Source organism: Rhodococcus sp. 1R11, assembly GCF_004563845.1.
Taxonomy (GTDB): Bacteria; Actinomycetota; Actinomycetes; order Mycobacteriales; family Mycobacteriaceae; genus Rhodococcoides.
Genome location: NZ_SPNG01000010.1, coordinates 189,825 through 208,545 on the forward strand (window position 1 = coordinate 189,825; position 18,721 = coordinate 208,545).

The following is an 18,721-nucleotide window of genomic DNA, read 5'->3' on the forward strand; positions in this document are numbered from 1 at the left end:
CAGGTGAACTAGGCTCGAATTCGACGGTATCGCGAGCCGGCGCGATGAGGAGGTCAAGGTGCGAGACTTACGTGTGGTGGGTCTCGAGGCCGACGGAAAGTTCGTCGTGTGCGCAGATCCCAAAACCGGCGACAGATTCCGGCTTCCAGCCGACGACAAACTCCGCGCAGCCTCACGCGGAGACATCGCTCGACTAGGACAGATTGAGATCGAAATGGACAGCTTGCTCCGGCCGAAAGAAATCCAGGCCCGTATCCGCAGCGGCGCGACCATCGAACAGGTCGCCGCAGATTCCGGAATGGCCATCAGCCGAGTCGAGGTGTTCGCGCACCCCGTACTGCTCGAGCGTTCGCAGGCAGCGTCGATGGCCCAGGCCGGGCATCCGCTGCGGCACGACGGCCCGGCGGTGCAGACCCTGCTCGACATCGTCACCCTCGCCTTCCGCGCTCGCGGACACAACCTCGACGACGCGGCGTGGGACGCCTGGCGCGACGAGGACAACAAGTGGGTCGCGCAGCTGAAGTGGCAGGCAGGGCGCACCACCAACAAAGCGCACTGGCAGTTCTTGCCCGACGGTCACGGCGGCACCATCGCACCACTCGACGACACCGCACGCGAACTGATCGACCCCGACTTCGGACGTCAACTCCGCGGCCTGGCACCGGTACGTGCACTCGCCTCCGCCGAGGACTCCGACGACGAGACCTCGCAGCAGAGTTTCGACGAGTACTACGGCACCACCGCCGACAGTGAGATCGACGCCGAGACCATCGACGTCGAGGTGGACGATGCGCCGACTCCAGAGCCCGAGCAGCCGCGCGAACCAGTGGCCAGGGAGCCCAAGCCCGCACCCAGAACGGCACCCACCCACACCAGCGGTAAGGACAAGCGTGGCAAGCCGGCCATGCCGTCGTGGGAAGACGTCCTGCTCGGTGTGCGCAGCAGCGGTCACAACTGACTTCTTCGTGTGACCGATGTGCCGCGCGATGTCGGAGTGTCGACACCCACACCGTAGGCTTCGATGGAAGTCACGGAGAGAGAGGTGCCGGTAGTGGGGGCCAAAGCATCAACGATCTGGTACGTGGACGCACCGGATCCCATATCGGTACTGCGCGAAGCCACCACCTCCGACTGGAACGCCGCCAGTGCGCTCGTCGGACGGCTCTACCCCCATCTCACGGCCGTCCCTCTCGAGCAGGGACCCATCTCGACCTCGGCGGGCGTGGACGACGGTCACGTGTTCATCGGGTGCTACCCCGGCGTCACCGTAGTCTGCGGATCCAACCTGTCGGTACCGACGCCGTCGACACTTCCCGAGTCCGTCACCCGCCCTCTGGCCTCCGAGCACACCTACCTCGTCGCCTCGGACCCCGAGCATGCCTGGGGTGCGTTCGCTTACTGGGAGCGCGGTGAATTCCGACGCTCGTTCAGCGCCACCCCCGTCTACATCTACGAGGACGTGGGCCTGCCTCTGGTGTGGGAGCGTCCGTTCTGGGCCGGTGACCACCCGCTGATCTATCCGCCCGGAGTGATGCCGGATCCGCAGTCACTGCCGTTCCACCCCCAGGAATTCGCCGAAGCCGCCAACGCCGAATGGCTCGGCTTCCGCTACACCGGTGCCCCGCGGCCCGGCGAGCTCGACCCGAATGCGCTGCCTGTCTGCGGATTCACCATGTACGTGCCGGGGCAAGAGCCGCAGCCCCAGAACGTGCCGGTTCAGCATGCACCCGCAGCGGAATCGGCCGAGCCCGCACCGCGGCCGAAGAAGCGTTGGTTCTCCCGCAAATAGTGGCTGGGTGGGCGCCGTTGCACGCAACGACCGACAATCGACGGGATTCCGCCGATCGTCGCCGGTAGTGTGCAATCCTGCCCGCGCTCGGCGTCGTCTCAGAACGCCAGCGCCGCCAGTGCCACGAAGCTCAGCAGTGCACCGGCGCTCGCTCCGTACACGGCCCAGCGCCACACCGGAATCACAAGCCACCGCAGTACCGTCGGGGCTGCGCCCGCCACGACGACGAGGTTGAGGCCGATCGCGAGCAGCGGATGAACTCGGGCCAGTTCCAGGCCGAACGCCGTCAGTGCCACCGCGACGAGGATCGCCGAGATCACAGCAACCGGGACACCGGTCCAGCGGACGTCCGAATCTTTCACGTCAGACGCACCCGTTCGTAGAAGCCCATCGCCGCGGCCGTCGCGACATTGAGCGAATCGGTACCGGGAGCCATCGGAATGCGCGCACGGATGTCGGTGGCGCGCATGGCATGTTCGGTCAGACCGGGCCCCTCGGCACCGAGCAGCAACGCAACCTTCTCCCCCGTCATCGCCGTCGCCAAGGACACCGCCTCCGGGTTCGGTGTCAGCGAAATCAGCTGAAACCCGTGCCGCCGCACCCGATCGAGCCCGCGCGGCCACTCGGGCACCTTCGCGAACGGCACGCGGAGCACATGCCCCATCGACACCCGGACAGACCGTCGGTACAGAGGATCGGCGCAGGCGGCACCGAACAACACCGCGTCCACCCCCAAACCGGCCGCATTGCGGAACATCGACCCGAGATTCTCGTGATCGTTGACGCCCTCCAGAATCGCCACCGTCCTCGCGCCGTCGAGCACCTCGTCCAGATCGAGGGCCGGTGGTCGGTTCGCCGCCGCCAAGACGCCACGGTTGAGGTGGAAGCCGACGACCTCGGCCATCACCTCCGCGGACGTCCGATAGAACGGGACGTCCGAATCGGCGAGGTCCTCGCGCAACGCGTCGAGCCGCCGATCCACGCCGAGCAGGCTGATCATCGGAAAACGCGAGCTCAGCAGGCGCTGCGCGACGAGCACGCCCTCCGCGATCACCAACCCTTTGCCCTCGGGCAGATCGGGGCGCCTGTCCGAGGAATTGAGATCGCGGAAGTCGTCGAGCCGCGGGTCGAGGGGATCGTCGATGTCGATTACATGCACCACCTGCTCATCTTCTCACCCGGCATTTCTGGCAGTCCCTCGGCGAACCACCACCCCGGTATGGAAAAGTTGTGAGCGATGACTACCGACGAATCGATCACCATCCGTACCGCCACCGACGACGACTGGGATGCCGTCGCGCTGCTCGACGCCCATGCTTTCGGTGAACACCAGAACGCCGAGGACCTGGCCGAGACGCAGATCCTGACCCAGTCCGAGCACGTCTACCTGGCGTGGGACGGCGAGACCCCGGTGGGTGTGGCCATGCACTTCCCGATGTCGGTGACCGTTCCCGGCGGCGCGCAGGTCGAGGCGTCGGGAGTGTCCTGGGTGTCGGTGGCACCGACACATCGTCGACGCGGCATCCTGCGATCGATGTTCACCCAGCAGCATCGCGCTCTGAACGACGCCGGCGCACCGTTGTCCTTGCTGACGGCAAGCGAGGCGACGATCTACGGACGCTTCGGGTACGGCCCGGTGACCGAGGAAATCAGCGTCTCGATCGACCGTCGATTCGCTCAGTTCCGTAAGGACGCTCCCCCGGCGACCGGGGTGCGCCTGATCGAATCGGCCGAGGCCACCGAACTGCTACCCGATATTTATCACCGGTGGCAGCAGCAGACCGCGGGCGCGCAACCCAAGCCGCCGATTCGGTGGGAACGGTTCTTCGCTGATCGCGAGAATCGCCGCGGCGGGCTGACCGCACTGTTCTTCGTCGTCCATCCCGACGGATACGTCGCCTATCGACGCGGACGCAACCCGAGTCGGGTCGTGGTGGAGGAATTCATCGCGGTGACCGACGACGCCTACGCCGCGCTCTGGCAGATACTCGTCGGTGTGGACCTGGTGGACACCATCGAGGTACGGCAGGCACGCGACGAGGCGCTGCCGTTCCTGCTGACCAACAACCGGCTGCCGAAGGTCACCGCTCACCACGACGCTCTGTGGGCCCGCATCATGCACGTCGAGGCTGCACTCGAGGCGCGCACCTACGCCCTCGACACATCACTGACCATCGCCGTCCGGGATCCCTTCCTCGACGCAGGCGGTACCTATTCTCTGACCATCACGGACGGCAGAGCCACCTGCACTCGGGTGGAATCCGAGCCGGACATCGAACTCGATATCGATGTGCTCGCCAGCATCTACTTCGGTACCCACCGAGCCCGGTTGTTCGCCGCGGCCAATCGCCTCACCGCCCGCAACGAAGAATCCCTGCACGCACTCGATCTGACCTTCGGTACCGACCGTCCCGCCGTCATGGGTTGGGGTTTCTGACGCGACTATCCCGCGAGCCCGTGCGTGAAGGCGAAGTGCACGGCCTGCGCTCGATCTCGCAGTCGGGCTTTGGCGAACAAATTGTTGATGTGCGTCTTGACGGTCGCTTCGCTGACGAACATCTGCTGCGCGATCTCGCGGTTCGACAGACCGGCAGCGATCGCGCGTAGGACTTCGACCTCACGCGGGGTCAAACCAGCTGGGATCTCGGGCGGACGGGAGTGCTCGACGGCTCCGAGCAGGCGGGCCTGCACCTCCGGGTTCAGCACCGCCTGCCCGGCAGCCGCTGCCCGCAATGCCGCCGCTATCTCGACCCGTCCGGCGTCCTTGGTGAGATATCCGCGCGCGCCCGCACCGAGCGCATCGAGTATCGAGCGCTCGTCGGAGAAGGTGGTCAACACCACCACGGGTAGATCGGGGAAGAGCCCCTTCAGGATTCGGGTCGCCTCTATCCCGTCGGTACCCGGCATCCTCAGGTCCATCAGCACGACATCGAGGGATTCGGTACTCATCGCGGCCTGAACTGCGGCGACCGCGCTGTCGCCGTCCGTCGCGGTCGAGACGACGGTGACGTCGTCGATCAGATCGAGCATCGTCGCCAGCGCCTCGCGCACCGACGCCTGATCGTCGGCGATCACTATCCGAATGCTCATACCCTCACCTTCGTGTTGTCTTCAGTGTGGTTGCGGCACAGCAACTGTGGCACGGACCGTCCAACCCCGCCCGTCCGGACCCGCCGCAACCGACCCGCCGACCAGTGCGGCGCGCTCGCGCATGCCGACCAAACCCATTCCGGTACTGTCGACCGGTTTCGGCAGCGAGTGGGCCGGGCCGTTGGTCACGGAGAGCTCCACTTGTTCTGCCGCGAAGCGAACCACTACGTCGACTGCCGCTCCGGGAGCATGAGTACGGGCATTGGTCAGCGCCTCCTGCGCGCACCGAACCAGGAACTGCGACTGCGGCGTATCGAGATCGACAGCCTCGCCCTCGACCCGGAAGTTCCCGTCCGCGTCCACCAGGGCGGCCATCGTCGGCACCAGGGGCAGCACGTCCTGACGCAAAGTCTGCACGGCCCTGCGGGTTTCGGTGAGGCCCTCGCGAACGAGGCTCTGCGCCTTGCCCACCGCGGCTCTGGCCTCGTCGGCGCGACCGGCGTCGAGCAACGCGTCGGCGACTTCGAGCTGCATGTTGACCCCGGACAGCGAGTGCGCGAGAACGTCGTGAATGTCGCGGGCGATGCGAGCTCGCTCGGCCAGGGCATGCTCGCGCAATTCGGCGTAGGTGGCGCGCCGGGCATTGCGTAATGCGTCCAGCCGACTGCGTCGTGAATACCCGATCAGCACCGGCCACCCGGCGAAAAGACCGGCGGCCCAGGGCCACCCGTCGACACCGTGGTGATCGGCGATCCACAGCGCGCACGCGCATGCCACGCTGAGCGACACCGCATACGGAAACGCAATCGACGGCTTGAACCGCCACCCGGCATGTCCGGCGAACAGGAACGGAAACGCCGCTGCGACCCCGGTTCCGCCCAAAGGAAGAATCGCGGCGGAGGCGATCAGTGCGATGCCCGCCCCGGCGAGCGAGAGCCGGAGACCGGTCGACCGACGCGACACCGTCGAGGCCGCCAGTACGAGACTGTTGACGACGAGCAGCGTGAGCACAACCGGATCGTGCAGATCCGATGTCGCGAACGCAGCCACGACGACGACGACCGTGACATACGGCCGACTCGACAGCCGGAAGCTGTCGAGTGCGGGTAACCGTACGTCCGGCGTGGGTGCCGACGTCACCGAATCTTCGCCCGTCCTTCGCGAACCCGACTGTGCATGTCGGCCAGCGTAGGCGACAACGTGTGGTTGCCGGACTTGTCGGCTCGCCACACGATGGTGGCCTCGGAGTGCATGGCTCGGTAGAGCACGACGACCGACTCGGCGAGGAATCCGACACCCACGGCCAACATGGTGGCCTGGCCGGCGACCGACGCGGCGGCCGGATCCACGACATTCTCCACCGGCACGAGGAGGAGGCGCACCGCGATCGCGGCCACCCACAGGCCGACCGACGCGAACGAGTAACGCATCCAAGCCGCTCCGTCCCGCTCGGCGATCCGGACGGTGTAGCCGCGGACCACCCCGAACACGGCTCCGACGACACAGCCGAGGAGCAAGAAACCGATCGCCGTGGCCGACAGCGCGGTCGAATTCAGTGACGCCAGTCCGGCGACGGCGAGGATCGCCGGAAGCACCAGCATGCGCCGAGCTTCCATGAGCTGGCCGGTCATGCGCCGCACCAGCAGGTATCCGACCAGAAGGACTACGAGAGCAATCGTTGCAATGTTCATGGCAGCAACGCTACGAAGATCGCGGTGGGTGCACATCGACCCACGGGTGGAGATCGGGTGGAGACACGCGCGCATGACTTTTGTCATGGCTGGACCGTGACGGTGTCACCTCAGGTCATGATGCGCTGCACTGTTTTCGGTGCTCGACGCGCAGCAGGATCGTAGTCATGAAGCAACCAGACGAAGGAAATCTGTTCACCGATCTGATGGAGCTCGGACCGGCTCCGACGATGGCGCGTGAGATCGTCGTCATCGTCATCAGTCTCGCGATCATCGCCGTGTTGTTCGCGATTGTCGGGCCGTCCGTTCCGGCGTTCGTCGCACTGGGCGTCATCGTCGCCTTCATGGGTGTCCGGTTCGTCATCGGACTGCGCCATTGGGGGACGCAATCATGACCATCATCGACGTCAACGGGATGACGCGCCGTTACGGATCGGGCAAGAACGCGTACGAGGCCGTCCAGGCTCTCGATCTGCATATCGCGGAGGGTGAGCTGTTCGGATTGCTGGGCACCAACGGTGCGGGCAAGACATCCACTCTCGAAGTGATTCAGGGCCTGTCGCGACCCAGCAAGGGCACGGTGCGGATCATGGGAATGGATCCGGTGGCCGATCGCCGTAAGGTCCGGCCTGCTCTGGGAATCATGCTGCAGAAGGGCGGCCTGCCTCAGGATCTGACCACCGCCGAGAGTCTTCGGATGTGGGCGGGCACCTGCAGCCATCCACTGCCGGTGGCGGAGGTGCTCGGTCGTGTGGACCTGGCCGACCGCGCCGATACGCGGGTCAAATTCCTGTCCGGCGGCGAGCAGCGCAGGCTGGACCTGGCGTGCGCGATCATCAGCCGTCCGCGCATCTTGTTCCTGGACGAGCCGACCACCGGTCTCGACCCCGAAAGTCGGCGCAACACATGGCGATTGATCCAGGAGTTGAAGAACTCCGGCGTGACGATCATGTTGACGACGCACTACCTCGACGAGGCCGAGTCACTGTGCGATCGACTCGCGATCATGCACCGCGGCAGGGTCGTTCGCAGTGGCACCGTGGACGAGGTGGTCGCCGACCATCCGGCGAAGATCGAACTGAAGGCCCCTGGAACGGCACTGCCGTCGCTGCCGGGCACATCCATGGACGTCTCGGGAGAGACGGTCTCGATCCAGACGTCCTCGGTTCAGGAGACGTTGACCGATCTGCTGCTGTGGGCTCGGGACAACGGGGTGACCCTGCACGGACTCGACGCCCGAGCGGCATCGCTGGAGACCGTGTTCCTCTCCATCGCAGACGAATTCGACAATTCCCCTATCGACGAACCAGCCGATGACAAGACCGAGGTGATGAGCGCATGAGCACGATGACCGCCCTGTCGAGAGCAGAATTCACGCTGCTCGGACGCAACCGAGTACTACTGTTCAACGCGACCGTCATACCTCTCGTGCTCCCGGTGGTCATGCTGATCATCAGCAGTCGGGGCGACGACGGATTGACCGACGTGGGCGTGGGAGCGGCACTCGAGTTCTTCGCGCTGTTCCTGCTGGTGTTCATGGTCTACTACAACATGCTCTCGATCTACGCCACACGTCGAGACGAGTTGGTGCTCAAACGACTTCGCACCGGCGAAAGCTCGGACATTCAGATTCTGATGGGGCCGGCGGTCCCGTCGTTCGTCCTCACCGTCGCACTGGGCCTGATCGTCGGAGCTGTAGTGCTGGCCTTCGGTGGGCCCATTCCCACCAACGTCCTGCTCGTCGCTTTTGCCCTCCTCGGCGGCGCGGCACTGTTCGCCGCACTGGCGTTGATCACGTCTGCCTTCACCCGTAATGCGGAAGCAGCGCAGATCACCAGCCTGCCGGTCATTCTGATCGCCATGGCCGGCTCGGCCATGCTGCGCGACGTTCTCCCGGATTCACTGAGCCGAGTCGTCGAGCTGACCCCGATGGCGGCCGTGTCGGACCTGTTGAACCTCGGCTGGTTCGGCACCACCACCCCCGGCGACGCGTCGGTCGGGTTCGCCGCCACGTTCGCCGAGGCGGGGATGCCGGTGGCGGTGATGCTCGCCTGGATTCTCGGCAGCCTGCTGATCGCCCGCACCCACTTCCGCTGGGAACCGCGGTCCTGATCGCATCTGTCGTCGTCCGTCTGCAAGGCTGGAGATCATGAAGCTGTACGAGTACCTCAATCCACTGCACGGCTGGAACGACAGCAGTGCAGTGGAGAAGGTACGCGTCTACACCCGCCAGTCGTTCCTGCTGATCACCGTCGGTGTCGCCGTCGGCGCGATGCTGACGACGCTTCAGTACGACGACTATCGGTCCACGGCGGCGGCAGCGGTGTGTGCCGCCTCCGCTTTCGTGGTCGTTCAGCGCACCCCGGCACTCGGCGGCGAGTCGACGGCCAACCCTCGAATCCCGTTGGCGATCACGGCCGTCGCCGCTGTGGTGCTGGTTGCCGGAGGGACCACGAGCAACGCACTCTGGGCCGCCGTACTCGTCACCACCGCGGTCGCGACCCTGATTCGATTGCGCTGGTCTCTCGCGGCAGCCGTGGCTGCCGCTGCGATTGCCGCGGCCGTGGGAACTCCGGCGCTGGAAACTGTCGTACTCGGCCTCTTCATCGCTTTCATGGCCTTCACCGTGCAACTGTCGGTGTGGCTGCTGCGCATCGTCACCGAACTCGACGCCACCCGCGACGCAGCCGCAGCCCTCTCCGTCGCCGAGGAGCGTCTGAGGTTCTCGCGCGATCTGCACGACGTCGTCGGACGCGCACTCTCGGCCATCGCGGTCAAGAGCGAACTCGCCGCAACGCTCGCTCGCCGCGGTGACGACCGCGCTGCGACGCAGATGGACGAGGTGCGCGCATTGGCCCAGGAATCGATGACCGACGCCCGAAAGTTGGTGCGCGGCTATCGCTCGGTGGATGTCGCCGGCGAACTCGACGGTGCCCGCTCGCTCCTGTCTGCGGCCGGGATATCCACCGAGCTCACCGGCGAGACCTCGACACTGTCCGAGCGTGCGGCCGAGGCGGCCGCCTGGGTGGTTCGTGAAGGCGTGACGAACATACTGCGCCACTCCGCGGCCACATACTGCCGAATCGAACTGACCGACAGCAGTATTCGACTGACGAACGACCACCCCGGTGCAACGGACGGCCGCAACGACGGCACGGGACTGAGCGGACTGCGGGAACGCTTGGTCGTGGTCGGAGGGGAACTGCGCACCGAGCAGACAACCGAGGAATTCACCCTCATCGCAGTGTTGCCCACATCGCCCCAGAACCCGAGGACCACACCATGATTCGAGTTCTACTGGCCGACGACGAGAACCTGATTCGATCGGCGCTGGCGACCATGCTGGATCTGGAGGACGACATCGAGATCGTCGGACAGGCCGATTCGGGCGAGAAGGCGCTGACGGTTGCCGCGGCTCTGGCACCCGACGTGGCAGTGCTGGACCTGCAGATGGGCGGGATCGACGGCATCGAGACGGCGCAGAAAATTGCCGAGACTCTGCCCACCTGCGCGTCGATCATCGTCACCAGCCACGGTCGGCCGGGCTACCTGAAGAAGGCGCTCGAAGCCGGCGTGCGCGGGTTCCTCCCCAAGACAACCTCGGCCGCCACCCTGGCCGAGGTGGTGCGGACAGTGCACGGCGGCGGGCGTTACGTCGACCCGACGCTCGCCGCGGAAGCCATCGGAGCCGGGGACTCACCGCTCACACCGCGGGAAGCTGATGTACTCGAATTCGCCGCGGACGGCGCATCGATAGCGGAGATCGCACAGCGCGCGCATCTGTCGCCGGGGACCACCCGCAACTACCTGTCTGCGGCAGCCGCGAAACTCGGGGCGGCGAACCGGCACGAGGCCTGCGCACTGGCCCGACGCCACGGCTGGATCTGACGATTGTCAGACCTTGCTTCCGACGGCCACCGTATCGAGGGTGGGCAGCCGGTGACCGTCGGCGGGCGGCACCACGGTGATGCGTAAATGGTTGTGCCGCAGCAGATACACGGCAGCGAAGAGCCCCGTCGCCAGTGAGATGACACCGCCGAACAACAACGGTGCGCGTGGATCGAGCACATCGGCGAGCCAGCCGAGCACCGGGCTGCCCAGCGGGGTTCCGCCCAGGAAGCACAGCATGTAGATGCCCATCACGCGGCCGCGCATGTCGGACGGCACCGACATCTGCAGAATGTTCATCGCCGACGTCGTGAACGTCAGTGTCAACGCGCCGGTGGGCACCAACAACACCGCGACGAGAAGGTAGTTCGGCATCAACCCCACGAGTAGCTCGAAAAGCCCGAACGCGATGACCGCACCGATGAAGAGCCGCAATCGCGGGGCCGTGGCGCGCCGGGCCGCCAGGGTCGCTCCCGCGAGTGTGCCGACCGCGAGGGTGGTCGAGAGCAATCCGTAGGCGTCGGCTCCGCTGCCGAACGTGTTGCGCGCCAGCACCGACAGACTCAGCGGAAAATTGAGACCGAACGTCGAGACCATGAACACCGTCGCCAGCAACACTCGAAGGTCTCCCCGCCCCCAGACGTACCGAAAGCCCTCCCGCACCTGCCCTTTGGCGCGCGGAGCAGGTTCGACACGGAAGAGTTGACCGACGTTCATCGCCAGGAGGGCACCGAACACCGCGGCGAACGACACCGCGTTGATCAGGAACACCCAGCCGGTACCGACGAGGGTGATGAGAACTCCGGACACCGCAGGCCCGACGATCCGCGCCATGTTGAACGTCATCGAGTTCAACGCGATCGCGTTGGACAGAGTTTCCTTGCCCACCATCTCGATGGTGAACGATTGCCGTACCGGCGCGTCGATGGCAGACGAGCAGCCGAGGATGAAGGCGATGACATAGACGTGCCACAACTCGACCATGTTGCCGACATCGAGCACACCGAGCACCAGACCGCAGACTGCGGCGAACACCTGGGTGATCATGAGGAGTTTGCGCTTGTCGTACCGGTCTGCGAGCACTCCGCCCCACACCGAGAGAAACAGCGTCGGCCCGAATTGCAGGGCCATGACGATGCCGACGGCGAAGCCGTTACCGCCGGACAGCGTCAGAACGAGCCAGTCCTGGGCCACCCTCTGCATCCACGTTCCGACCAGCGAGACGATCTGCCCGGACGCCCACAATCGGTAGTTGCGAGTCTTCAGGGCAGCGAACATCGTCGCGCCGGACGTACGTGAAACTTGAGCCACAGATCAAATAATAAACCTAGGTAACTACTCGGAATCGCTGACCAGTGCGCTGATGATGTTCACCGCGTCTCGTAGCGTGTCGAGCTGCTCGGGTCCGAGCCCGGCCAGCTGCGCAGTCATCCATGCCTCGCGCGCACTCGCCTCGTCCGCGATCAGTTCTTTGCCTGTCGCCGACAACGACACGATCACCTGACGCCCGTCGGTGGGGTGCGGCGTGCGCTCCACCAGACCCAGCTCGGCCAACGACGCGATCACCCGCGTCATCGACGGGGGTTGAACCCGCTCCCGAGCCGCCAACGCGCCAGGCGTCATGTCGCCCTCCCGACTCAGCGTGGCCAGAGCCGACAGCTGAGTGAGCGACACTTGCGAGTCCACTCGTCTACCTCGAAGGTGGCGAGTCAACCTCACCACCGCAAGCGACAGGTCGCTTGCCAATTCCCGATTGTCTTTCACACTGTTTCCCGACGTCACAGCGCAGAGAATACGCCCTGGTATCGACCCAGCATCAGGTAACCGCATCCGTGATGGGACCGACTGCGAAAAACGCCACGAACAGCAGCGCAACGATCCATAACAGGGGATGTACCGTCTTCGCCCGGCCCGAACCGACGGCGAGCACGACCCAGGTGATGAACCCGACGCCGATACCGTTGGCGATGGAGTACGTGAACGGCATGACAAGAATGGTGAGGAAGGCCGGCAGCGCGTAGTCGAAGCGCTTGAAGTCGATGTGGACAACCTGACCGATCATCAGTGCACCCACCACCACCAGCGCCGGAGCAGCCGCCTCGATGGGCACGACAGCAGTGAGGGGCGTGAAGAACATCGCCAGCAGGAACAGCAGGCCGGTGACGACGTTGGCCAGTCCGGTGCGTGCGCCTTCCGCGATTCCCGAGGCCGACTCGACGAACACCGTGTTCGACGATGCGGACGCGCCGCCGCCTGCAATGGCTCCGGCACCCTCGACGACCAACGCCTTGCCGATGTTGGGCAGCGTGCCGTCCTTGTCGAGATTCGCTTCTTTACCCAGACCCGTCATCGTTCCCATCGCGTCGAAGAAATTCGCGAGGACCAGCGTGAACACCAACAGGCTCGCGGCCAGCACACCGATGCGGGTGAACGCACCGAACAGGTCGACGTTGCCTACCAGCGACAGGTCCGGCGACTGTACGAGAACGCTGGGCAGCTGCGGTACGGACAGGTTCCAGCCCTTGGGGTCGACGCCGTTCGACGGCCCCACATCGGTGACCGCCTCGACGATGGCCGCCAACACCGTCGTGACGACGATGCCGATCAGCAGACCGCCGCGGACCTTGCGCACCACGAGCACACCCATCAGCAACAACCCGAACACGAAGATCACCGTCGGCCACGACGCAATGGACCCGTCGATACCGAGGCCGACGGGAACCGTCGTGCCTGCGGCGTCGGGAATTCGGCGTACGAAGCCGGAATCGACCAGGCCGATGAACGCGATGAAGGCACCGATGCCTGCGGCGATCGCGGCCTTCAGTTCCGGCGGAATCGCGTTGAACACCGCCGTCCGGAAGCCGGTGACGGCCAGCAGAACGATGATGATGCCGTCGATGACGACCAGGCCCATCGCCTCGGGCCAACTGACCTGAGGAGCGATGGTGACGGCCAAGAGAGTGTTGATGCCGAGGCCGGCCGCGATACCGAAGGGGTAGTTCGCGATGATGCCGAACGCGATGCTCATGAAGCCGGCGACCAGTGCCGTCACGGCGGCAACCTGGGCGACGGGCAGGATGTTGCCGAGTACGTCGGTCTTGGCAGCTGCGTCGTCGGCGGAGAAGCTACCGAGGATCAGCGGGTTGAGGACGACGATGTAGGCCATCGCCACGAAGGTGACGACACCGCCGCGAACCTCGGAACCCACAGTCGAGCCGCGCTCGGTGATCTTGAAGTAGTTGTCGAGTAATCGCGACGACATAGGCATGAGTGAAAGATAAAGCACACCGCGAGGGTTGGCGAAATATGGTGGCGTAGCGTGAATTCGTGGCCGACGTCCCGCAGATCCCGCCCCGCCTCACCGATCCGGTGCCGGTGTTGACGATCGGCATCCTCGGTTGGATCGTCGCGCTGGTCGTGTTCACGGCCACCGGCGACCGCAGCGACGACGCGGTGGCGACGTGTTGGTCCGGTATCGCGGTCGGCGCTGTCGGGTTCGCTCTGTTCCTGGCGCAGAGAGCCGCGTCACGACGCGGCAGCAGAACCGCCCAACGCGGCCTCGATTGAGATCAGGATCACGTTAGCCCGATCACGAAAACCCTTCTGACGTGGGCAAACTAACCCCTCATCCGGTTGAGTAACACAGAGTTAACGTGGAGCATAGGTTATGTCAGTTTCGATAACCTTTGATCCACGAAAGCACAGGCCATGAAGTTCGTCGCTCAGTACCGCAACCGCCGCAACCACGTCCGCTCGCTCCGCGCCCTCTACGCACGCGCCAACGCTGTCTCCAGCCCGGCCATGCGTGACGAGCTCCTCGTCATCGCGCAGCGCTCGGATTTCTCCCGCTGATCGCTTTTTCGGCGTAGATCCAACCCAGCCCCCACAGGGCACCGAACACCCAGCCGGCCAGCACGTCCGTCGTCCAGTGCGCACCCAGATAGATCCGAGAGAATCCGATCAGCAGGGCCGCGACCACAGGCAACGCCAGTAGCACCGGCCGATGCAGCCACGGCGTGGACGATCGCAGCATCACCGCGATCGCCACCGTGGCAAGCAACATCGACATCGTCGCGTGGCCGGACGGAAACGAATGGCTCGAAATCTCCACCAGCCGTTCGGGAATCGGTGGGCGCTCCCGCGCGAACGCAAACTTCAGCGCATTCATCAGCCCCCACCCGGTGAGCATCGAACCCGCGACCATCCACGCGTCGACAGTCCTCTTGGACGTCAGCAACGCAGCCCATGCCGCCGAGGACAACACGAACATCATGAACGTGTTCCCCACCGTGGTGATGATCCAGAACATCGTCGTGACCCACCCGACGCGATGCTCGACCATCCACTCCAGCACGGCATGGTCAGGCCCCACGAGGTCGCTCCCAACTCTCCACACAATGCACTGTTCCGTCTGCGGTCACCCACCACGGCACAGCGCGGTCACCGCTGACAGCCCCCGACAACCGCACCACCAGTTCACGGTGCACCACCACCGAACCTGTCGGAAGCGGTAGCCCGAGCACCGCACAGGCCAGCACGGCCCCGGGCTCTCGATCCCACGAGCTGACGCGTCCGACTCCGCGAACCTCACCGGTGACGGCCTCCGACGCCCGCCTGATGTCGAGGACGTCGGCCAGCACGGCTGCGGTGGTCATGTCCGATAGCACCGCCACCTCCGGCGGCACGACCGGTGCCAGCCACGGCGCATCGACGACCAACCCGTCCGACGCATCGGCCACGGTGCCGCCGAGAGTGCGCACGCGATCCGGTGGATCGATATCCGCCACGTCGATGCGTCGATCCAGGACGGCACTCGCGATCAGCGTGTGCGTGCGCGCGATCACCGCCGCCGTCGGATGTCGCTGCGGGTCCTCGAGTGCACGCAGCAACACCCGCGCGCTCTCGGCGCTCTCGCATGTCGACGCAGCGAGCACCGCATGGAGTTCGTCGGCGCGCGGGTGATCCAACGGATCGAGCAGACCGGCGAACGTCCCGTCCGACGGTGCCCGGAACGTGATCGGCGAGCGGTTGTCGAGCAGCGCGTGACGTCGGAGCCACCATGCCGTGTAACCATTCCGGTCGGTCAGGGCTGCACGGGTACTCGGTTCGTCGAGCAGAACCGTCAGAGCCTCAGCCCAGGCATCCGACCGGACGAGGTCGAGATCACGAACCGCGACAAGGGTTTCCGGCTCCTCGGCCAGACTCGACCACCAGGCGGGCTCGTCGTCGAGATCGTGATCCGGCCCCGTCGGACACTCGTCACGTACCACCGAGAACCCCCAGCCGACGCCCACCGCGCGCAGGGCCCGCTCACCGAGCCTGGCCACCGAGGCCGCCGACAGCACACCGAACGGCGAATCCCGAACCAACAGCCTCGCCAACGGCGCGCCGGGCAGCAACAGTTCGTCGGCACTGCGCAATTCGCCCTCGTCGTCTTCGAGCGGAAGACTCCCGAGCCACCCCGGAAGCTCTCCCGCCTCCCCGGCCAGCGCCAGCACTGCCGACACCAGGCCATCCACCTCGTCGCCGTCCCAATCGAGATCGTCGAGGGCCGCTTCGAGGGCGGGATCCGACAACAACTCGGCCGCGGTGGCCTCCCGCGCACCCAGGCGAATCAACAAAGGACTCACCGCATCCGGATGCACCAGGCGTACCCACGTGACCTCGGCCGACGCGCCCGACCCGACCACGGTAGTCCGCGGACCGGTGACCGTACGACCGTCCGCAAGCGGAACCGGCAGCGCAGCAAGTTCTTCCGCTGCGACCCCGTCGACGACGAGCGGAGTCAATGCGTCGTAGAGTCGCCGCCACCAGGCCGGCTCACGGGCCTGCCCGCCGAGCATCTCGGCCAACCGCGCCAACCCGATGCGGTGCACTCCCACCGCCGACAACGCCGACGCGTGCCGCGCGCCCGACAGAGCGGCGTCCACCAGATTCGGCACCACATCGAGCAACACCGCAGCGAGTTCTTCGGTGGCATCGGCCAGAACATGGGCGCGTTCGGGTGCGAGATCGGGCCCATCGGCAGCGGGAAGCCATGGCGCGGTGGACAATCGGCGAAAGATCAGCTCACGAAGCTCGCCGTCGATCGCACTGCGCGCGAAGCCGACCTCGGGCACGAACGACACTCGCACGGAAGAAGGCAACGACGCCACGAAATCGGGATAACCGTGGGCCACCTCGGCGACAGAGACGCCGGGCAACACCCGTCGACGATCCGGCTGCATGGGTACATCGGCAACGACCAACGCGGGCAACGACAACAGCTCGTCCGACCGCGTCGGGGCCCGCAACACGTCCGGCGCAGCGGGAACGGGTAGACCGTCGACCATCGGAACGATCCACCGTGCAGCCGAGGTCGTGTACTGCAGCCACGTTCGCGAACCGATGGCGATCTCGACGCGTGCGTCGTCGAGTTCTGTTCTCACACAGTCGATGCCGACACCGTCGACCTCGATGGAATCCAACGCTTCGAGCTCGAGCAACAGATCGACGGCCTCGTCGACGAATCCCCCGGCGAAGGATTCCTTTGCCACACCGGTTCGTAGTGACAACACGATCTCGGTATCGAACCCGGCAGCGGGCGGCGTGGACGTGGGCCACGCCAACCGAAGCACCGGCACTCCCGACTCCGGCACGGTCATGCCTCGCTCGCGCAACGCCATCAGAGTGCGCTCGGCGCTGAACATCACCCCACCCTCGCGCGAGCGAACCTCGATCTCGTCGGACACCGATCGCACCGCGGTGAAGCCGACCCCGAACTGTCCGACAGCCGGGTCGGACGCAGCCTTGGCGGACGCCCGCAGCGCGGTGAGAGCATGCACACCCGACACATCCAGCGCGGCACCTGTGTTGGCGACGTGCAACGCACCCGCCTCGTCGGTCCACACGGCCAACCGGCCCGGAACGCCTGCTCGCTGCGCAGCATCCGCCGCGTTCTGCGCCAACTCGGTCAACAAGCGATCGCGGTATCCCCCGCGCACCAGATCTGCCTCGGATGCCGAATCCTCCCGCAGCCGCGTGGGCGAGGAACCCCAGGACGCGAGAATCGACTCGCGAAGCGACCCGGTACCGAAAGGATCGATCAGCTCGGCGATGCCGAATCCTCCTGCTGCACAACACCGTCGACACTGGAATCGGCGTCGAGATCGACATCGGTACCGACAGCGGAAAAAGCGTCGTCGGCCGGAGAAGCGTCGCCGGTGGAAGACGCTGCGTCAGTAGAAGAGGCTGCGTCAGTGGAAGGGGCTGCGTCAGCGGCGTCGTTCCCGGTCTCGACCACCTCGGGCTCTGCAGCCTCTGCCGCGGCCGAGTCTGTCGATTCTGGTGCTGCCGATTCTGATGCTGCAGATTCGAGTGCTGCCGCGTCGGGCTGGGGTACCTCGGACTCCGCCACCGCTACCGTCTCGGCCGACGAGACCGTTGCTTCCGAATCCTCTTCTGCAACAGCATCGTTCGCGGTAGGCACGTTCGACTGTGCGGCACCGGTCGGCGACGGAGTGACGTCGAGTGCTGCGTCGTCGTACGGCTCGAACTGCGGCGAGCCCGCTCCGGTGGGCAGCTCGGTATCGGAGTGCGCGCCGCAACCGTATTCGGCGTGCACCACATGACCGTCGGCGGCGAACTCGTTGCCGCACACTCCGAATGCCGCGGAGAGCGATCCTGCGAGGGGTAGGTAGAAACCGCAGAGTCCGCACGTCGACGGCGCGGCCTTGGCCATCTCGCTATCGGGGCCGAACTCGCCGTCGTGCCATCGTTCGGCGGCAGCAAGCCGTCCTTCGAGGCTGGTGACCTGCGTGCGGCCCAGGCCGATCTCACCGGCCACCTCGTCTATGGCGGGGTCACCGGACGCGACGTATCCCGGCACCAATCGCGGGTCGTCTCGACGTGGAGAGAGCAGATCGCCCGGACCGAGATCGCCGGGTCGGATGCGCTCGTCCCAGGGCACCCAGGACGGCGCCACGAGAGCGTCGGGACCGGGCAGCAACACGAGTTCGCTGACCGTGGCGTGATCGGCATCGTCGGGAGCAGCGACCACAACGGCCCACTGCCATCCGCGATAACCGTCGAGATCGCTGGCGAAGCGGTGGGTGGCGGCACTGTCGTCCTCCACGGTCACGCCGAGATACTCGCCGACACCGCCCTCTCCCAGCTCGAGCAGAGCCTGCCGCGCGAGGTCCACGGCATCGGCCAAGACGGGGCGGATGGATCCGAGCTCTGGAGAAGATACGAAACTCACACATTCAGTTTGCCGCATCAACTC

General features: G+C 65.7%; 21 protein-coding genes. 10 read left to right on the forward strand and 11 right to left on the reverse strand.

What is annotated here, in order from left to right; all coding sequences use genetic code 11:
• Positions 1-58 precede the first annotated feature (58 nt).
• Both sepH and E4P29_RS18360 read left to right on the forward strand, forming a co-directional pair.
• Entirely contained in the window at positions 59-958 is a 900-nt protein-coding gene (sepH, locus tag E4P29_RS18355; RefSeq protein ID WP_135046605.1) for a septation protein SepH, read from the forward strand.
• A 63-nt stretch (positions 959-1,021) separates the two neighbouring features.
• Complete coding sequence (locus E4P29_RS18360) at positions 1,022-1,789, forward strand: hypothetical protein (RefSeq protein WP_135046606.1); 768 nt, start codon at positions 1,022-1,024, stop codon at positions 1,787-1,789.
• Between the two features lie 98 nt (positions 1,790-1,887).
• On the opposite strand, the gene E4P29_RS18365 is transcribed toward E4P29_RS18360, so the two are convergent.
• Together E4P29_RS18365 and E4P29_RS18370 are read right to left on the reverse strand one after the other, a co-directional pair.
• A complete protein-coding gene (locus E4P29_RS18365; RefSeq protein ID WP_135046607.1) occupies positions 1,888-2,151 on the reverse strand; it encodes a DUF2537 domain-containing protein in 264 nt (87 codons plus the stop codon).
• A complete protein-coding gene (locus E4P29_RS18370) occupies positions 2,148-2,951 on the reverse strand; it encodes an RNA methyltransferase (RefSeq protein WP_135046608.1) in 804 nt (267 codons plus the stop codon). The genes E4P29_RS18365 and E4P29_RS18370 overlap by 4 nt, the downstream gene beginning before the upstream one ends.
• Positions 2,952-3,026: 75 nt before the next feature.
• On the opposite strand from E4P29_RS18370, the gene E4P29_RS18375 reads away from it, so the two are divergent.
• Positions 3,027-4,226 carry a GNAT family N-acetyltransferase gene (locus tag E4P29_RS18375; RefSeq protein ID WP_135046609.1) on the forward strand — a complete coding sequence of 400 codons (1,200 nt, stop codon included), beginning with the start codon at positions 3,027-3,029 and terminating at the stop codon, positions 4,224-4,226.
• Positions 4,227-4,231: 5 nt separating this feature from the next.
• Here the strand turns inward: E4P29_RS18375 and E4P29_RS18380 are convergent, their stop codons facing one another.
• Genes E4P29_RS18380 through E4P29_RS18390 form a run of 3 tightly spaced genes read right to left on the reverse strand, consistent with a single transcriptional unit; the run spans position 4,232 to position 6,570 of the window.
• Positions 4,232-4,879 carry a response regulator transcription factor gene (locus E4P29_RS18380; RefSeq protein ID WP_135046610.1) on the reverse strand — a complete coding sequence of 216 codons (648 nt, stop codon included), beginning with the start codon at positions 4,877-4,879 and terminating at the stop codon, positions 4,232-4,234.
• Positions 4,880-4,900: 21 nt separating this feature from the next.
• Positions 4,901-6,019: a histidine kinase gene (locus E4P29_RS18385; protein WP_135046611.1), complete on the reverse strand. Its 1,119-nt coding sequence runs from the start codon at positions 6,017-6,019 to the stop codon at positions 4,901-4,903.
• Positions 6,016-6,570, reverse strand: coding sequence for a CcdC protein domain-containing protein (locus tag E4P29_RS18390; protein ID WP_032399889.1), 555 nt, complete (start codon positions 6,568-6,570; stop codon positions 6,016-6,018). The genes E4P29_RS18385 and E4P29_RS18390 overlap by 4 nt, the downstream gene beginning before the upstream one ends.
• 167 nt (positions 6,571-6,737) lie before the next feature.
• On the opposite strand from E4P29_RS18390, the gene E4P29_RS18395 reads away from it, so the two are divergent.
• Genes E4P29_RS18395 through E4P29_RS18415 form a run of 5 tightly spaced genes read left to right on the forward strand, consistent with a single transcriptional unit; the run spans position 6,738 to position 10,458 of the window.
• Positions 6,738-6,965: a hypothetical protein gene (locus E4P29_RS18395; protein WP_209205457.1), complete on the forward strand. Its 228-nt coding sequence runs from the start codon at positions 6,738-6,740 to the stop codon at positions 6,963-6,965.
• Positions 6,962-7,912 (forward strand): ABC transporter ATP-binding protein, encoded by a 951-nt coding sequence (locus E4P29_RS18400; protein WP_135046612.1) that lies wholly within the window; start codon positions 6,962-6,964, stop codon positions 7,910-7,912. Before E4P29_RS18395 ends, E4P29_RS18400 begins: the two co-directional genes overlap by 4 nt.
• Positions 7,909-8,682, forward strand: coding sequence for an ABC transporter permease (locus E4P29_RS18405; RefSeq protein WP_135046613.1), 774 nt, complete (start codon positions 7,909-7,911; stop codon positions 8,680-8,682). Before E4P29_RS18400 ends, E4P29_RS18405 begins: the two co-directional genes overlap by 4 nt.
• 37 nt (positions 8,683-8,719) lie before the next feature.
• Positions 8,720-9,856: a histidine kinase gene (locus E4P29_RS18410; RefSeq protein WP_135046614.1), complete on the forward strand. Its 1,137-nt coding sequence runs from the start codon at positions 8,720-8,722 to the stop codon at positions 9,854-9,856.
• On the forward strand, positions 9,853-10,458 hold the full coding sequence (locus E4P29_RS18415) for a response regulator transcription factor (protein ID WP_027495906.1): 606 nt from the start codon (positions 9,853-9,855) through the stop codon (positions 10,456-10,458). The genes E4P29_RS18410 and E4P29_RS18415 overlap by 4 nt, the downstream gene beginning before the upstream one ends.
• Before the next feature lie 6 nt (positions 10,459-10,464).
• Here E4P29_RS18415 and E4P29_RS18420 read toward each other — a convergent pair whose 3' ends face one another.
• Genes E4P29_RS18420 through E4P29_RS18430 form a run of 3 tightly spaced genes read right to left on the reverse strand, consistent with a single transcriptional unit; the run spans position 10,465 to position 13,726 of the window.
• The gene (locus E4P29_RS18420) at positions 10,465-11,736 is read right to left on the reverse strand and encodes an MFS transporter (protein ID WP_135046675.1); all 1,272 of its coding nucleotides are present in this window, start codon (positions 11,734-11,736) and stop codon (positions 10,465-10,467) included.
• A 57-nt stretch (positions 11,737-11,793) separates the two neighbouring features.
• Entirely contained in the window at positions 11,794-12,222 is a 429-nt protein-coding gene (locus E4P29_RS18425) for a MarR family transcriptional regulator (protein ID WP_135046676.1), read from the reverse strand.
• Between the two features lie 52 nt (positions 12,223-12,274).
• On the reverse strand, positions 12,275-13,726 hold the full coding sequence (locus E4P29_RS18430; protein WP_135046615.1) for an NCS2 family permease: 1,452 nt from the start codon (positions 13,724-13,726) through the stop codon (positions 12,275-12,277).
• 59 nt (positions 13,727-13,785) lie between these two features.
• Between E4P29_RS18430 and E4P29_RS18435 the strand changes: the two genes are divergently transcribed.
• Both E4P29_RS18435 and E4P29_RS25970 read left to right on the forward strand, forming a co-directional pair.
• Positions 13,786-14,025 (forward strand): DUF2530 domain-containing protein, encoded by a 240-nt coding sequence (locus tag E4P29_RS18435; protein ID WP_027495903.1) that lies wholly within the window; start codon positions 13,786-13,788, stop codon positions 14,023-14,025.
• A 141-nt stretch (positions 14,026-14,166) separates the two neighbouring features.
• On the forward strand, positions 14,167-14,310 hold the full coding sequence (locus tag E4P29_RS25970) for a hypothetical protein (protein ID WP_167327272.1): 144 nt from the start codon (positions 14,167-14,169) through the stop codon (positions 14,308-14,310).
• Here the strand turns inward: E4P29_RS25970 and E4P29_RS18440 are convergent.
• Genes E4P29_RS18440 through E4P29_RS18450 form a run of 3 tightly spaced genes read right to left on the reverse strand, consistent with a single transcriptional unit; the run spans position 14,279 to position 18,715 of the window.
• Positions 14,279-14,830, reverse strand: coding sequence for a phosphatase PAP2 family protein (locus E4P29_RS18440; RefSeq protein WP_209205458.1), 552 nt, complete (start codon positions 14,828-14,830; stop codon positions 14,279-14,281). The two genes, E4P29_RS25970 and E4P29_RS18440, sit on opposite strands and share 32 nt — an antisense overlap.
• Positions 14,820-17,546, reverse strand: a complete 2,727-nt coding sequence (locus E4P29_RS18445) for an ATP-binding protein (protein ID WP_135046616.1) — start codon at positions 17,544-17,546, stop codon at positions 14,820-14,822. The genes E4P29_RS18440 and E4P29_RS18445 overlap by 11 nt, the downstream gene beginning before the upstream one ends.
• Positions 17,543-18,715 carry a DUF3027 domain-containing protein gene (locus E4P29_RS18450; RefSeq protein ID WP_135046617.1) on the reverse strand — a complete coding sequence of 391 codons (1,173 nt, stop codon included), beginning with the start codon at positions 18,713-18,715 and terminating at the stop codon, positions 17,543-17,545. The genes E4P29_RS18445 and E4P29_RS18450 overlap by 4 nt, the downstream gene beginning before the upstream one ends.
• Positions 18,716-18,721: the final 6 nt, after the last annotated feature.